General features: G+C 30.2%; 19 protein-coding genes. 11 read left to right on the forward strand and 8 right to left on the reverse strand.

Going from position 1 to position 14686, the window contains the following annotated elements:
• The first annotated feature begins 90 nt into the window (after positions 1-90).
• On the forward strand, positions 91-870 hold the full coding sequence (locus tag JJ847_09110) for a 3'-5' exonuclease (GenBank protein ID MBO6961045.1): 780 nt from the start codon (positions 91-93) through the stop codon (positions 868-870).
• 30 nt (positions 871-900) lie between these two features.
• Here the strand turns inward: JJ847_09110 and JJ847_09115 are convergent, their stop codons facing one another.
• Positions 901-1323, reverse strand: a complete 423-nt coding sequence (locus tag JJ847_09115) for a hypothetical protein (protein MBO6961046.1) — start codon at positions 1321-1323, stop codon at positions 901-903.
• A 98-nt stretch (positions 1324-1421) separates the two neighbouring features.
• Between JJ847_09115 and JJ847_09120 the strand changes: the two genes are divergently transcribed.
• From JJ847_09120 to JJ847_09135, 4 genes are all read left to right on the forward strand, one after another.
• Positions 1422-2705 carry a histidine--tRNA ligase gene (locus tag JJ847_09120; GenBank protein ID MBO6961047.1) on the forward strand — a complete coding sequence of 428 codons (1284 nt, stop codon included), beginning with the start codon at positions 1422-1424 and terminating at the stop codon, positions 2703-2705.
• Positions 2705-2983 (forward strand): glycoprotein, encoded by a 279-nt coding sequence (locus JJ847_09125; GenBank protein ID MBO6961048.1) that lies wholly within the window; start codon positions 2705-2707, stop codon positions 2981-2983. Before JJ847_09120 ends, JJ847_09125 begins: the two co-directional genes overlap by 1 nt.
• 13 nt (positions 2984-2996) lie before the next feature.
• A complete protein-coding gene (locus tag JJ847_09130; protein ID MBO6961049.1) occupies positions 2997-3296 on the forward strand; it encodes a TIGR02450 family Trp-rich protein in 300 nt (99 codons plus the stop codon).
• A 136-nt stretch (positions 3297-3432) separates the two neighbouring features.
• Positions 3433-3666 (forward strand): hypothetical protein, encoded by a 234-nt coding sequence (locus tag JJ847_09135; protein ID MBO6961050.1) that lies wholly within the window; start codon positions 3433-3435, stop codon positions 3664-3666.
• A 42-nt stretch (positions 3667-3708) separates the two neighbouring features.
• Here JJ847_09135 and JJ847_09140 read toward each other — a convergent pair whose 3' ends face one another.
• Positions 3709-3885 carry a hypothetical protein gene (locus JJ847_09140; GenBank protein ID MBO6961051.1) on the reverse strand — a complete coding sequence of 59 codons (177 nt, stop codon included), beginning with the start codon at positions 3883-3885 and terminating at the stop codon, positions 3709-3711.
• Positions 3886-4214: 329 nt separating this feature from the next.
• Here JJ847_09140 and JJ847_09145 point away from each other — a divergent pair, with 329 nt between their 5' ends.
• The 3 genes from JJ847_09145 to JJ847_09155 all read left to right on the forward strand — a co-directional run bounded on the left by JJ847_09145 (position 4215) and on the right by JJ847_09155 (position 7020).
• Entirely contained in the window at positions 4215-5273 is a 1059-nt protein-coding gene (locus tag JJ847_09145) for a chlorophyll a/b binding light-harvesting protein (GenBank protein ID MBO6961052.1), read from the forward strand.
• A 95-nt stretch (positions 5274-5368) separates the two neighbouring features.
• Positions 5369-6730 carry a sodium:solute symporter gene (locus JJ847_09150; protein MBO6961053.1) on the forward strand — a complete coding sequence of 454 codons (1362 nt, stop codon included), beginning with the start codon at positions 5369-5371 and terminating at the stop codon, positions 6728-6730.
• Positions 6731-6762: 32 nt separating this feature from the next.
• A complete protein-coding gene (locus JJ847_09155) occupies positions 6763-7020 on the forward strand; it encodes a hypothetical protein (GenBank protein MBO6961054.1) in 258 nt (85 codons plus the stop codon).
• On the opposite strand, the gene JJ847_09160 is transcribed toward JJ847_09155, so the two are convergent.
• Positions 7017-7676: a glutathione S-transferase N-terminal domain-containing protein gene (locus JJ847_09160; GenBank protein ID MBO6961055.1), complete on the reverse strand. Its 660-nt coding sequence runs from the start codon at positions 7674-7676 to the stop codon at positions 7017-7019. The genes JJ847_09155 and JJ847_09160 overlap by 4 nt on opposite strands.
• A gap of 74 nt (positions 7677-7750) precedes the next feature.
• Here JJ847_09160 and JJ847_09165 point away from each other — a divergent pair, with 74 nt between their 5' ends.
• Complete coding sequence (locus JJ847_09165) at positions 7751-8293, forward strand: GIY-YIG nuclease family protein (protein MBO6961056.1); 543 nt, start codon at positions 7751-7753, stop codon at positions 8291-8293.
• On the opposite strand, the gene JJ847_09170 is transcribed toward JJ847_09165, so the two are convergent.
• Both JJ847_09170 and JJ847_09175 read right to left on the reverse strand, forming a co-directional pair.
• Positions 8285-8998: an SDR family NAD(P)-dependent oxidoreductase gene (locus tag JJ847_09170; protein ID MBO6961057.1), complete on the reverse strand. Its 714-nt coding sequence runs from the start codon at positions 8996-8998 to the stop codon at positions 8285-8287. The two genes, JJ847_09165 and JJ847_09170, sit on opposite strands and share 9 nt — an antisense overlap.
• 7 nt (positions 8999-9005) lie before the next feature.
• Positions 9006-10289, reverse strand: coding sequence for a lycopene cyclase family protein (locus JJ847_09175; GenBank protein ID MBO6961058.1), 1284 nt, complete (start codon positions 10287-10289; stop codon positions 9006-9008).
• Between the two features lie 224 nt (positions 10290-10513).
• Here JJ847_09175 and JJ847_09180 point away from each other — a divergent pair, with 224 nt between their 5' ends.
• Complete coding sequence (locus tag JJ847_09180) at positions 10514-11515, forward strand: SDR family NAD(P)-dependent oxidoreductase (protein MBO6961059.1); 1002 nt, start codon at positions 10514-10516, stop codon at positions 11513-11515.
• On the opposite strand, the gene JJ847_09185 is transcribed toward JJ847_09180, so the two are convergent.
• Both JJ847_09185 and JJ847_09190 read right to left on the reverse strand, forming a co-directional pair.
• Positions 11486-12517: a mechanosensitive ion channel gene (locus tag JJ847_09185; GenBank protein ID MBO6961060.1), complete on the reverse strand. Its 1032-nt coding sequence runs from the start codon at positions 12515-12517 to the stop codon at positions 11486-11488. The genes JJ847_09180 and JJ847_09185 overlap by 30 nt on opposite strands.
• A 78-nt stretch (positions 12518-12595) precedes the next feature.
• Positions 12596-13162 carry a hydrolase gene (locus JJ847_09190; protein ID MBO6961061.1) on the reverse strand — a complete coding sequence of 189 codons (567 nt, stop codon included), beginning with the start codon at positions 13160-13162 and terminating at the stop codon, positions 12596-12598.
• Positions 13163-13282: 120 nt separating this feature from the next.
• On the opposite strand from JJ847_09190, the gene JJ847_09195 reads away from it, so the two are divergent.
• Positions 13283-13735, forward strand: coding sequence for a transcriptional repressor (locus tag JJ847_09195; GenBank protein MBO6961062.1), 453 nt, complete (start codon positions 13283-13285; stop codon positions 13733-13735).
• Positions 13736-13741: 6 nt separating this feature from the next.
• Here the strand turns inward: JJ847_09195 and arsS are convergent, their stop codons facing one another.
• A complete protein-coding gene (gene arsS, locus JJ847_09200) occupies positions 13742-14677 on the reverse strand; it encodes an arsenosugar biosynthesis radical SAM protein ArsS (protein ID MBO6961063.1) in 936 nt (311 codons plus the stop codon).
• Between the last annotated feature and the right edge of the window lie 9 nt (positions 14678-14686).

The following is a 14686-nucleotide window of genomic DNA, read 5'->3' on the forward strand; positions in this document are numbered from 1 at the left end:
AATTATTTTTAATCATGTTTTTTAATTTATATTAATTTAAGAGAAATTTTTATTAAATGCGTCAAGATAAATGAAAGTGTTTTCAGCTAATTGGATCTATCTAACAAAAAAGAATTAAATCAATTGGATATTCTTCAGGATCAAGTTATCAGTTATACCTCTGAAGAGAGAGTAGCTAATCAAAATAAAAAAATTGAAAAAATTTTAATTCTTGATACTGAAACAACAGGTTTAGATGAAAATAAAGATGAAGTGATAGAGATAGGTTGTATTTTGTTTGATGTATCTTTTAAGTGCGTGCTTTCACAAGTTTCATTTTTATTACCAGTTAATAATAATGAAGCCGAACACGTTAATGGTATATCTGCCGAAGTAACTAATATCTCTCAACCATGGGAAGATGGATTGAATTTCTTTCTGAAACTTGTTGATTGTTCGGATTTCATTGTCGCGCATAATGTAGATTTTGATAAGAAATGGTTTGGTAAAGGAAGATTACCTAAACTCAATAAAAAATGGATATGCAGTTTGGAGGATATTAATTGGTCTTTTCAAAAATCACTAAAAAATAGACCCTCAGTAACTGATCTGGCTTTATCTTTTTCAATACCAGTTTGGAATTTACATAGAGCTTTATCTGATTGCTATTACATATCTGAGGTCTTCAAAAAATGCAATAATTTAGAGGAACTTTTACTTAAAGCTACCGAACCGAGGTTTTTATACAAGGCGCTTATTAGTTACGAAGATAGATCTTTAGCTAAAAATGCTGGGTTCAGATGGAATAGTCCTGTGCAAGGAGCTTGGTCAAGAAAATTAACTACTGATGAGGCAAAAAATCTTGATTTTAAAGTAGAGATTTTGAATTAATATTCAATAAATTTTTGACTAAGAAAATATCTAGTGCATCTTACAGGGCATCCATTTTTTACCCATTTTATGTGCCCCAATACACCCGTATTTTGAGGCAGCCTTTTCAGCTTCTTGTTTAGTGTTAAATAGATCTGACATCATATTTTCTTTGCTTGAATTTGAAATTTGTTTGGAATGATTATGATGATTGTTTTGAGAATTAGGTGAATACTCCCATATTCCCATCGTAGTTACCCCAGCAGAGATGATTCCCATCCCAACTACTGATAAATTGACTATCCCCATTGCTACTGCACCAAAAGAGAATACACCCATTGGAACTACTCCAATACTTATAACTCCCATTGGTACTATTCCTACCGAAACTATACCGAGAGGTGCTATTCCAAAAGCAATTTTTTTTGGTTTTGTACCGCAATGTTGATTCTCTTTATTTTTATTTATTTCCAATAGTTTTTCTAAATGTTAAATTAAAATTGTCTCACAAAACAATTAATTAAAGATTAATTCCTACTTGAATTAAAAATTTTGAATTATTTTCTAAAACTTTGAATAACTTAAAAAATCTTAGAGGAACGGTAGATTTGCTGCCTGATCAATTAATAAAGTGGCAAAACGTTGAGAAAATTGTATTAGAGCAGCTTGCAAGAGCATCTATCAATGAAATAAGAACACCAATACTAGAAATGACAGAATTATTTATAAGAGGAATTGGTGAAGGAACAGATGTCGTCAGTAAGGAAATGTATACATTTATTGATAGAGGGGAGAGATCTTGCACTCTTAGGCCTGAAGGAACCGCCTCCGTTGCACGTGCATTAATACAAAATGGAATGTTGTCTAATAATCCTCTTCAAAAACTTTGGTACATGGGCCCTATGTTTCGATATGAAAGACCTCAAGCAGGTAGGCAAAGACAGTTTCATCAGTTAGGTGTTGAGTTTATAGGACACGATACAGTTAGAAGTGATGTTGAAATAATTGCTTTAGCTTGGGATATTTTAGGTAAATTAGGAATAAAAGAACTCAATCTTGAAATAAATACTTTGGGAGATCTTCACGATAGATTAAATTTTCAAAAATCCTTTTTAAAGTGGCTAGAAATAAATAAAAATTCTCTAGATTTAGATTCTCAGAACAGGATTACTAAAAATCCCTTAAGGATTTTGGACTCTAAGAATATTCAAACACAAAAAGCTCTAGAGAATGCCCCAAGATTATTTAATTTTTTATCTGAAAAAAGTCATAAAAGGTATTCAAACTTAAAGAAAAGTTTAGAGATTTTAAAAATACCTTATTTAGAAAATTTTAATCTTGTAAGAGGTTTAGATTACTATACCCATACAGCTTTTGAAATTACTAGTGGGGCTCTTGGCTCTCAAGCTACAGTTTGCGGAGGAGGGAGATACGACGATTTAATAAAACAAATGGGAGGACCTAACACTCCTGCAATTGGTTTCGCTATTGGTTTAGAAAGATTAATTTTACTCGCAGGAAAAGAGCTTGAAATTCCAAGAAATACTGATATTTATATCATTAATCAAGGCTTAATTGCTGAATCATTAGCAATGGATTTATCTAGAAAATTAAGAAATTACGATTTGTTAGTTGAATTAGATTTAAGCGGAGCCTCATTTTCTAAACAATTTAAAAAGGCAAATAAACTTAAATCTAAAAGTATTATTGTTATTGGTGATGATGAGGCAATTAATGGGGAGTTTATTATAAGACTCTTTGATCAATCAGGTAATGGGAATGAAGAGGAAGTTATATCTTTTGAGAATGATATTAAACTAGAAAATTGGATAAAAAATAACTTAGTCTTAAAGTGATGTTATTGAAGATAGTGATAGTTTTTATTTTTATATTAATTTTATTTTTTTTTATAAATTTCATAAAATTTATTAGGAAAAATAAAGTTTTAAGTTCTAAAAAGTTATCAACACTTAACAAGAGGAATTTAAATAAATGGATGAATTTAACAAAAAAAGAAAGATATAACTTATCAAAACAAGAATCTATCAATTATTTAAATAAAAGAAAAGTTTTACTTGAAGAAATTAGAAATGAATATAAAAAAATTTCTAAAGGAAAATCAAAAAATACTTAATTAGAAATTAATTTTGGACAATTTCTGGACTTCTAAAAAACCCATAAATGGATTGAGACATTTTGTTTTAATAAATGAGACGAGGGAAAATGGAAAAATTATTTTTTTGATGGTTTCTGTACTCGATTCTGAAATTAATTTAAAAATTACCTTCGAAGAATTAATAAATAGTGGAAATTGGAATGAAGGCTGGATAAATCTTCCCAAGCTTGAATCGATTTCCGAAGAATATACTAATTTTAAATCCAGCAAGAAATTAATAGGAATCGATGAGATATTTGTTAATGAGGATTCTTCATTTAATATTTCTTAATTTGATACAAATCTTTTAAATTACTTTTCTATGCAAATACTAGGCTTCTTATCATTTAATAATTATTTAAAAGTTTTACCCCTTTCAAAAAAATAAAATTAACGTTATTAAGGATTAATAATATTTACTTAATTCAATGTTAGGGGAAATATGGAGCTCATCAGAGTTGACTGCTAAAAAATTAGGAATAACTGAATTTAAACTTTCTTTGTTACGAGAAAATGGAATACTCAAGCCTGGAATTCATTGGAAAAGCTCTCCTCTCGGTCAGAAAAAACCTTGGAAGCCCAAAGCACTTTACAATATAAAAACGTGCAGAAATGTGATTAAAAACTTTTATTTGGAGGAAAATGATAGTATCGCAGCCTAAAAATTTTATTTTTACGATAATTTTGCAAGATATATAAAGTCCCTATTCAATAAGACTCTCGTCCTTACAATCAATTAGGCTGTTTTGCAAAGTTGGATATAAATTAATCATCTTTATGTATTGTTGTGATTTTCTGTAGGATTTTGCAGCCTTTTTGTAATGAACTTCCGATTTCATTTCTAGTGAAATTTTTCTAGAAGAATCTTGAGAAGTAGTCATAATATTAGAAGTCTTATCCCCTTTTTAATAATTGTTTGCTAACTAGGCAATAAACGGGACGATTTAATGAAACAAAACATAATTTAATGTCAGCAAAAAGAAATTTATCAAAAAATAATTTACTATGGAACACTTAATGTTTTTTTTTAAATCGCTTCTCTAGCAGTAACTTTACTTTGTAAAACTACCTTCTTGTGTAATTATTTGTTTTAGTAAATTCTTTGATTTGATTTTGCATAGGATTACTAATTTTTACAATTTTGTTGTGAATTAAACTGTTTGATGAAATTTAAAGTATTCTCAAAACGTTTAAGCTAATCAATTCCTAAATGCAAACCTATGGAAATCCAGATACCACTTATGGTTGGTGGGCTGGTAATTCAGGTGTAGCAAATCGCTCAGGAAAATTTATCGCTGCTCATGTAGCTCATGCAGGATTAATTGTTTTCTGGGCTGGTGCTTTCACCCTTTTTGAACTTTCACGATTCGACCCTAGCGTCCCAATGGGTCATCAACCTTTAATTGTTCTTCCTCACCTAGCAACTCTTGGAATAGGGTTTGATGCCAACGGTGTAGCGATGGGAGATACTAAACCTGTTCTTGCGATAGCAATTGTTCACTTAGTTTCTTCTATGGTTTTAGCTGCTGGAGGACTTTTACATTCTTTACTTCTTCCTGGAAATTTAGAAGATTCAGATATTGCCAGAGCAAGAAAATTCAATATTGAATGGGATAATCCAGACAAATTGACTTTTATTCTTGGACATCATCTACTTTTCTTAGGATTTGCAGTTATTGCTTTCGTTGAGTGGGCCAGAGTTCATGGAATTTACGATCCAGCTATTGGTGCTGTAAGACAAGTTGAATATGAACTAAATTTAGCAAAAATTTGGAATCATCAAGCTGACTTCTTGACTATTGATAGTCTTGAAGAGGTAATGGGTGGTCATGCTTTCCTAGCTTTTGTTGAGATCACAGGTGGTGCTTGGCATATTGCTACAAAACAGGTGGGCGAATACACAAAATTCAAAGGTAAAGGTCTTCTATCTGCTGAAGCAGTTCTATCTTGGTCTCTAGCAGGTATAGGTTGGATGGCTATTATTGCGGCTTTCTGGAGTGCAGCTAATACAACTGTTTATCCTGTTGAATACTTTGGTGAACCACTACAGTTAAAGTTTAGTATTTCTCCTTATTGGGTTGATACTGTTGATCTTCCTGACGGTGAATTTACATCAAGGGCATGGTTAGCAAATGTTCACTACTACTTTGGTTTCTTCTTTATTCAAGGTCATTTATGGCATGCTCTTAGAGCATTAGGCTTTGATTTCAAGAGAGTTACCAATGCTATTAGTAATATCGATAGTGCGACAATTACTCTTAAAGATTAAATCTTTAATAACTCAATAATTAAAAAGGCCCTTCAAAGGGCCTTTTTTATTTGAAATAAATTGTTTATTAATTTAAATTTATAGAGAAATAGGTTTTGCGTTCATTGAATATTTTTTCAGATTCTCTACTAATAAGTTTTTTAGGATTCATAACGATATTTTTTTTATTGATTTTTGGTAAAAAACTAAAACTTGCTGTTCAACTTGAAAGGTTTGGATTGCCAATAGCTGTTATCTCTGGCATCGCAGGATTGTTAATAGGTCCATTCGGCTTTATACATTTTTTGTCACAAGAGACAATAAATGTTTGGAGTAAATTTCCTACTCCTCTTTTAGCATTAGTCTTTGCAACATTAATGATGGGAAGACCTATACCAAATATAAACGGTTTAGTTAAACCAATATTCAATCAATTTCTGCTTGCACTTTCTTTGGGTTTTGGACAATTTTTAGTTGGAGGTTTATTGGTTAAATATTTGTTGCCTCCATCTATGAATACTAATCCTCTAATGGGATGTTTGATAGAGGTTGGTTTCGAGGGGGGGCATGGAGCTGCATCTATAATTGGTGAGAGTTTTGATAGATTAGGGTTCCCTAGTGGTCTAGATCTTGGACTGGCTATGGCAACAATGGGTCTCTTATCATCTTCATTACTAGGAAGTGTATTTATATTTATTGGGAGGACTTTAGGTCTTTCAGATACTGAGGTAATTTCTGAAAAAAAAGATAACCAAAATTTAAATGCTGATAAAGGAATTTTTGCGGATTTAAGAATTTTGATAATCAATCTTGGATTCTCTGGCCTTGCAATTTCTTTCGGTGTTCTGTTACTAAAATTTTTAAAATATATCTCAAGTTTTTTTGGTGATTTTTCTAAAGAAATTATCTTTTCACTCCCAGCATTTCCTTTTATTCTTATTGGATCACTCCTTTTAAGATATATTTTAGAAAAAACCAATAATACAGAATTGATTTCAAATATTTTGCAAAGGGAGATAGGGATTTTATCTACAGACTTATTGATTTTTACAGCGATGGCAAGCTTAGATATTGCAGTTGTTTTTGAAAATTGGATAATAATTTTAGTTTTTACTATTTTTGGTTTATTTTGGAATTTGATTTGTATTGCTTATTTCGCCTTCTTTATATTTGACGATTACTGGTTTGAAAAGAGTTTAATAGAGTTTGGTAATTCTACGGGTGTAGTTGCTTCTGGATTACTTCTCTTAAGACTTGCGGATCCCAAAAATATTTCTAGAACTCTACCAATTTTCACATCAAAACAGCTATTTGCACAGTTAATTCTCTCAGGTGGACTGTTTACAGTTTTGGCACCATTAATGATATCTAAAATCGGAATTGATTATTGGACAGAAATTTGTGCTGTTATTACATTTGCAATTCTCCTTGTTGCATTGATTTTTAATAAAGGAGAAATGATAAAATTTTTAAAATAACTCTAGAATGTATTCAGATTCAGTTTGTTTTAATGTCATTTACTTCTTACGATATTCCACCTCAAGAAAATAAAGGAAAGTGGTTTAGAAGTCATCTACTTGGCAGGGAAATAGAACTGGGTGAATTGTATAGTCTTGGATCAAACGATTTGGATTTGCTTATGGCTGAGACTGCAGAAATAAGAAGTGACCTTGATTTTAAAGAAAAGAATATTGGAAAATTTAGGACAGCAGGATATTTTTTGGAGTTAGCAAGGATAATTGAGAAAAGGAAGCTATTAGAGGGCTAATCAGAAGGGAAATAATTCTTTTTAGAATTTGGGTCCCATAATTCGTATTTATACATTAAAGTTTTAAATTTTATATTGTTTTCAAATGAATCTAACCAGCTCTTTATTGAGGGCTCCAAATAATTTGTTCTTTTTTGACTTTCACAAGCGATTTTAAACTGTCTTACAAAAGGCCAAATAGACCAATCAGCGATTGTGGGGTTCTCTCCAAAAAAGAATTTTTTTTCTGTAAGAAGTTCGTTCCATTTCTTGATAAATTTAATTGCTTTTGAGAAATGAAATTCTTCATTACTATTTTGATATCTTGTGGCATATTTAAATCGATCTAAATGATATTTGAATTCCTTATCGTTTTCATTAATTATTTCAAAAATATCATCCTTTTTGTTCTCAGGGAAATAAATTAATTTGATATTTTTCTTTTTTGACTCTGTGAGAGCCCATAGGATGATTTCAAGACTTTCTTGAATAACTTCACTATTTTTTTTTATAAGTATTGGAACAGTTTTCGTCTTTGAATTATTTAAAAAATCTAGAGGTTTATTTTTTAAATCAATTTCTCTTATCTCTACTTTTATATCGCAAATTAACAGGGCCCATCTTGCACGAATTGCATATGGACATCTTCGAAATGAATATAAAATATCGTTTTTCATATTGTAAAAACTTTTAATTTCCCTAATTCTTTTAGTATTATTTAAGTAGGAATAGTTTTAATTTTACAACGCAAATGTCGGGATATGTTTATCTTATTAGAGTAGGAGACCTTTATAGGATTGGGAAAACGGATAATCTTGACAAGAAAATTAAGAAATTAAAGCCAGATGAATTATTAACATCAATTATGACAAAGGAGCCAGAAACTCTTGAAGCAAGATTACTAAGAAAATATAAGTCGCAAAGAATTCCTGAAACTGGTTATTTAAAGCTTTCTAAAAGACAAATTAGAGAATGTAAAAAGCAATTTGAATTAAAGGGTAGCTTACCTCACACTTTAGATGCTGAAGTTTCAATAACTCTATTTGCATCTTTTATATTATTTTCATTAAGTTCCTTTATTCTTAATTATTTAAATTTTGGATTTGTAAAATCTATATCTTATTCTTTCGGAATGGCATCTCTACCAATGGTTATATTATTTATTACAGGTAGTTTTGGCGGATACTTTTCTGAAGATTTATCTCTTTTTTCATTGTTAACTAATCGAATAAAAGGATTATTTATTGCAATTGCAATGCTTTCAATGGCTTACTTAATTTTCAATTTAGGTTGAAATTTCATAATTACAATTTAAGGCAATTTCAAATGGAACTGATTGGGTAGGTAACTTAAGAATAGTTGAGCATATTTCAGCAATATCTTCAGGTTGTGTCATGCTTGATTTGTTTAAGGAAGATATATTTTGGGCCATTTTTGTATTAACCCAGCTTGGGCAAATTGCTGAAACCCTTATATTTTTATCCCAACCTTTATTTTTCATCGTTTGGCATAATCCCATCAAAGCAAACTTTGAAGAAGAATAAGCGGCTAAATCACCTTTAGATCTTTTCCCACTCATTGAAACTAAAACAATAATTCTTCCTCTGGCTGAGTCACATAAATGATCCCAAGAAAGCCTACATAAATTCCAAATTGCCAAGAAATTGATATTTAATGTATTTAAAATATCTTCTTCATCACCATCTTTGTATAAGAAAGGAACTTTTGATAATACTCCAGAGCAATTTATTACTGAATCAAATCCTCCAAATTCATCTACGGTATTCTTTATCCAATTTTCGGCTGTAATTTTTTTTAATGCATCATAGTGGTTAATTATAATTTTCCCATCTGGCCATTTTTTTGGATCAATAGCGCTTCCTTTTAATGATTCTAAATCTCTTATGCCAACACTAATTCTATTACCTTCTTTTAATTCCTTGTGTGCAATATTTAGTCCAATACCTCTACTTGCTCCACTTATTAATATGGTTCTCATTTTTAAACTATATATTTGGAAATATTATCCTAAGTAACATTTTAAATTCTCTACCATGCATAATCATAAGACCTTTCTTTACACTCCATGGAGCCTTTATAAACATAACGCACATCGCATATACAATCTCTTTTAAAGAAAGAGTATCAGTTAGAAAACCATACCATTGATTTTTAGGTAGTTGGAAAAAACTGCCAAAAAATTCTCTCAATAGTTTCTCGTCAAACCTCATGAGTTTTTCTAATCCAAATTGGTAAAGTGATTTCTTCCTAATTAATTCTTTTGACCATAAAGTTTCCCAACCTTTTCTAGCAATATGATAGGTGCTTAGATTTTTGTTTTTAATTGCTTCTGAGACTGCCTTAGCTACAAGTGGAGCTCTTCTTAAAACATTACCAATTAAATATCCAGATGCAGGATGTACCATTGAAGCAGCACCACCATATCCAAGTATTTGTTGCTTGAAATCTGGGATTGGCATGTTCATAGGGAGAAATAAGCCAAGCTCTTCATGTTGCATGCTTGTAATAGATATATTTCGATAAGAAAGTCTCTTCTCTAGTCTCTCTTTTAGATTTTCCATTGTTAGAGGATTTACTAAACCAAGAGAGGTCTCTTCAAGAAAATACTTACCATCCCCCATATCCATGGCATAAAGAAAAGTTGGCGGTTCTTTTTTTTGCTCATGGTTAAGATGGTCATTTCTATAGTCCATTAAAACAAACTGCCCTTTCTTAAGTGGAGGTTTACTAAAATTTCCTACTATTCCATAACAAGTTTGGACTGCTAAGGGACCACATGATTTTAATTTAAGAAAAACAGGATCATATCCTGTCGCATCTACTACTAATCTTGCAGAGTAAGTCTTACCATCTTTTGTAGTTACTGTACTTTTGTATTTTTCAAAATTTATTTTGTTTGCAAAGCCTTGATGCCATTTAATAAGAGACTTATTGCATTCATTAAACCAATAATTGTGGAGTTTCTTCTTATCAAATAGTCCATAATCTAGTGAATGTTCCGTGGCTTTATTCTCGTCGTCCTGTTCTTCTAAAGCACCATGTCCAAAAAAACTTACAGTATTCTTCCATCTATATTCAAGTAAATCTTGAAGCCCTAGTTGATCAACTTCCTTTCCCCAAATGCCATATGTGTTAGGCCAAGGCTCATCTGGTCCATTTGGAGAAAGCACTTCAACATCTAATTTTTCCTTCCCTAAAGCTGAGGCAATTGCCATACCTGCAGGCCCTGCACCCAAAACAAGAACATCTGGCATATTTTCTTTTGACATTAAATATAAATCTTATGATTGAAGAAATTTATGGAACAAATAATAACTTCTGCTAATAGGATTATATATTCCATCCAATACTTGTAATGAGAGTAGGTTAATAATAATCAAATTACTCAAATACTAGTGACTAAGTTTTCAGTGTTTTAACAATAATTTATAAGATTACAAAATAAATAAAACTTTATTTATTTTTTTATCATAAAAATAATATAGAAATTTAAATGATTAAAAATAAAAATATTTTAATTACTGGAGGTAATTCAGGAATAGGTTTTTTTTCCATTATTAATTTACTAAAGACGAAAAATATTTTATATGTCGTAATAAAAAACGAATTTAGAAAGAATGAATTTCTAAAAAAAATTGAGAAATATTTTGATAAAAATTTCCTTAATAAATTTTTAAATATTATTGAAAATTGTGATCTTTCAGATCTAGAAAATATTAAAAAAATTAAAGATTACTTTATTAGTAAAAAGATTTTTTTAGATGTTGTTGTTTTAAATGCAGGATTACAATATACAGGCTCTTTTTACCCTAAAGTATCGAAACAAGGCATAGAACTAACTTTTGCGGTAAATCATCTTGCACATTTTTACTTGGTAAATGTCCTTAAAGATTTTATTAAAGATAAAGAAGAATCTAGAATCATTATTACTTCATCGGATGTTCACGACCCCAAAAGTTCAGGTGGCAATATAGGAAAGAAAGCAGGACTTAATAATTTAGTTGATTTTAGGGAAAAAGTAACTGGGCAATTTTTAGATTTTAATGCTGATGAAGCTTACAAAAATAGTAAGTTATGTAATATTTTGTTTGCTAAAGAACTTCAAAAAAAATTAAAACTGTCCTCCAGTAAAATTTCTGTAATTACTTGGGCCCCTGGTCTCGTAATACCAAATGATGATTTGGGTTTTTTTAGATACAGTAAACGTTTTAATCACTTTGGATATTTAATTTTTTCTAAAGCTGCAAAAAATATTTTAGGAATTTCTGAAAGTATAGAAAATGCTGGAAAGATTCTTTCTAAGATTGTCCTGGATTCAAATTTAAATGATATTGGTTTTATACATTTAAGTAATAAACTTATATCTTTTAAAAAACATAAATTAGTTGAAAGTAGTGTTAGTAATGAAGCAAATAGCGCTGAATTGGCTTCAAAACTCTGGATTTTAAGTGAAGAGATTTGCAGATCATTTGGCTTTGTTACTTTCAATATTTAGGGTTTGTGTTGGGAATGCAAACTCAATATTATTAATTGCGAATTGCTCAATTATTTTTAAATTTATAGATTGTTGAGCTTCCATCGCAGCAAGATAATTATTTGTTGGTATGTAATAAACAAGTTCGAAATTAAGACTGAAGTCACCAAATTCTGTGAAATGACATCTATCAAAAGACGCATCTTTTGTCTCTTCAACAATTTTTTTTATTATTATTGGAATCAATTTCATAAGTTTTGGAGAGGTTTCATAAACAACTCCTAAGTTATGCACTAACCTTCTTTTTTCCATTTGTGCGTAATTTGAAATTATTCCATTTGTAAGGGCGCTGTTGCTCATTACTATTACTTCTCCATTGATACTTCTTATTCTTGAGGATCTTACCCCGACCCTCTCAACCATTCCAAGGACGCCGTCGGATTTTATAAACTCACCTTTTTGAAAAGGTTTATCAAGCAAAATTGTTATGTATTCAAAAAACTCCTGAACTGGGTCTTTCAAAGCTAATCCTGCTCCAATACCCCCTGCACTGAGTAAAGCCCAAATAGCAGTCATTTGCACACCTATATTTTGTAAGAAAAAGATTGAACCAATAGTCCATGTTAATGCTTTTATTAAAGGAGTAAGTGAAGATATCATTGAACTGATTGAGGAATCATTTATTTTCGATGTCGATTCTGTTAAGGATCTGATTAAGACTTTGTTGAGAGCTTTTATTATTATTATCAATATAAATAATTTCAGAATATTCAATGATACAGAGATAAAAGTTATTTCATCAGCAAAAAAATAGTCAATTGAAAAATAAAATGAGAGAAGAAAACCTATAGGTTTAATAATTCCAGAAATGACCTCAAAAATAAAATCATCAAAATTTGTTTTTGTACGTTTGGAGATCTTTTTGAAGAATATTTTTGAAAGTTTGGAAATTATTATCGACAATAAAATTCCAATAAAAAAAATAGATATTGCAAGAAGGATGTTTTCAGTAACAAATTGCATATTCAAATAGAAATTAAAAGTTTATCTTTAATAAAATTTTAAATTATCTCTAGGTAACAAACCAGTCTTGATATTTCTTTATCTAATTATTATATTTCTAATTTCTTTAAATTCTTTTCTATCTGCAGTTTTGCATAATTCAAAAATTATTGATTCAGTAGTAGTTAAGATCGCCCCCTTCTGAATCATTCTCTGCAATGCTATTTCATGATCGACCCTATTTCGACTGCTCATAGCATCTGATACGAGAATAACTTCAAATCCTTTTTGTAAACAATCTAAGGCTGTTTGTTGAATACAAATATGTGTTTCGATACCACAAACTATCAAATTTGTAATTTTCTTATTTTTAAGTTCTTCTAAAAATTCTTTTATGTTAGCTAAACTAAATTCCATTTTCTCAATTTTTTTAAATCCATTTTTGGGCAATAATTCAGGTATCGTTGCACCCAATTTGGATGGGTTCTGTTCAGATAAAAAAATGTTTTCTTCTAAAATTTGGTAGGCATCTATTAGCTTTTTGATGTTTTTGGTTATTGAATCCTTTTTAAATATTGCTCTTATAATTTTTTCCTGAACATCTATGATTAGTAAAGCACTTACTTTTGATGATAGTTTGTCAGAAGATTTTTCATGCCCCTTCATCATTTCTATTTAAAGATATATTCAACATAGTATTTTGAACAACTTTAGTAAACATTTTAAATCAAAAAGTTGTTTTACTCTCATCTAGAGTTATTATTGAGAATAGCCGTGGGTTAATTGTTGTCATTATCCTCTCAATACAATTTCATCACATCTCCTCTTGGAGATGGTTTACATAAAGATGGAAAGAGGTTAACTCCTCAAAGGCTTAAGGTTCTTAATTTATTTGAAAATATTGGTTCTGGAAAGCATCTTAGTGCTGAAGAGGTGCATGAAAAGTTAGTTAAATCAAGCTCTAAAGTTTCACTTGCAACAATTTATAGAACTTTAAGACTTTTAGTGCAAATGGGTTTGCTTCATGAATTAGAACTAAGTGAGGGCGGACACAGATATGAGTTGCTTAGTAATGACACTCCTGATCATCATCATTTAATTTGTATTAGGTGTGGCAGAACAGAAGAATTCGAAAATGAAGAAGTTTTAGAAGCAGGCAAAGTTGCAGCAAAAATAAATGGGTTTAAATTAATTGAATCATCTTTAAACGTAAGAGCTATATGTCCTAATTGCATTTAGCAGATTTTAACTTAAAGTCCCCCCGCAACTTGATCCTGCACCTGCAGTACAAGCAAAACAATGTTCTTTTACAGCTACCCTGTAGTCAAAAGTAAATGACTCATCCAATAGATCAAATATTGTCTTTGGTCCATTATTATTATCTCGGAAATTTATTTGTTGATTGAAGTCACAATCATAAATTTCTCCAAGCCAATTTACACTGATAGTGTTTTTGCACATAAGATTTTCTAAATTATTTTCATTAAAATTTTCTTTGAGTAATTTGTAATAAATATTTAGTTTATCTTCTCTTCTTAGAGATTCTTCATATCTATTTATTGGCATATTAGTTATTGTATATAAGTTATTAAAGACAATATTATATTTTTCGAAGAGTATTTTCTTATAATCTTGTTCCAATATTTTCTGAGAAGGTGGAAGAATTGGGCTTACAGGATTGTAAACAAGATTTAATTGCAATCCATTTTCTTTCTTTCCATAGCCTAGATCATTAAGAATTTTTATAGCATTAATACTTTTTTCAAAAACCCCAAGACCCCTTTGAAACTCAACATTATCTTTTTCGTAACATGGTAGCGAGGCAGTAACTATTACTTTATTCTTTGCGAGAAATTGAGGAAGATCTTCATAACCTTCTTCAAAGAAAATTGTTAAATTGCATCTATCAATAATATCAACTTGTTTTGTTCTCAAACTAGTAACTAGGTTTTTAAATTCTGGGTGAAGTTCTGGCGCGCCACCGGTTATATCTAAGGTCTTGATTTTGTACTTATCAATTACTTTTGGAATAATAGATATTATTTCATTGGACATCTTTTCAGTCCTTAGAGGACTTGAATTAACATGACAATGTTTACAAGCCTGATTGCATTTATAACCTATATTGATTTGCAATGTTTCTATAGGTTCTTTATATATTGAGGGGAATTTTTCTTTCATAAATCTATT

Source organism: Prochlorococcus marinus CUG1438 (assembly GCA_017644325.1).
Classification (GTDB): Bacteria; Cyanobacteriota; Cyanobacteriia; order PCC-6307; family Cyanobiaceae; genus Prochlorococcus_A; species Prochlorococcus_A marinus_AA.

Coding starts and splice junctions, on each gene's coding strand:
- JJ847_09170 (MBO6961057.1), bottom strand. CDS start 8,998: ATGAGAACCATATTAATAAGTGGAGCAAGTAGAGGTATTGGACTAAAT.
- JJ847_09145 (MBO6961052.1), top strand. CDS start 4,215: ATGCAAACCTATGGAAATCCAGATACCACTTATGGTTGGTGGGCTGGT.
- JJ847_09185 (MBO6961060.1), bottom strand. CDS start 12,517: ATGCAATTTGTTACTGAAAACATCCTTCTTGCAATATCTATTTTTTTT.
- JJ847_09140 (MBO6961051.1), bottom strand. CDS start 3,885: ATGACTACTTCTCAAGATTCTTCTAGAAAAATTTCACTAGAAATGAAA.
- JJ847_09190 (MBO6961061.1), bottom strand. CDS start 13,162: ATGAAGGGGCATGAAAAATCTTCTGACAAACTATCATCAAAAGTAAGT.
- JJ847_09175 (MBO6961058.1), bottom strand. CDS start 10,289: ATGTCAAAAGAAAATATGCCAGATGTTCTTGTTTTGGGTGCAGGGCCT.
- arsS (MBO6961063.1), bottom strand. CDS start 14,677: ATGAAAGAAAAATTCCCCTCAATATATAAAGAACCTATAGAAACATTG.
- JJ847_09160 (MBO6961055.1), bottom strand. CDS start 7,676: ATGAAAAACGATATTTTATATTCATTTCGAAGATGTCCATATGCAATT.
- JJ847_09165 (MBO6961056.1), top strand. CDS start 7,751: ATGTCGGGATATGTTTATCTTATTAGAGTAGGAGACCTTTATAGGATT.
- JJ847_09125 (MBO6961048.1), top strand. CDS start 2,705: ATGTTATTGAAGATAGTGATAGTTTTTATTTTTATATTAATTTTATTT.
- JJ847_09155 (MBO6961054.1), top strand. CDS start 6,763: ATGTCATTTACTTCTTACGATATTCCACCTCAAGAAAATAAAGGAAAG.
- JJ847_09135 (MBO6961050.1), top strand. CDS start 3,433: ATGTTAGGGGAAATATGGAGCTCATCAGAGTTGACTGCTAAAAAATTA.
- JJ847_09180 (MBO6961059.1), top strand. CDS start 10,514: ATGATTAAAAATAAAAATATTTTAATTACTGGAGGTAATTCAGGAATA.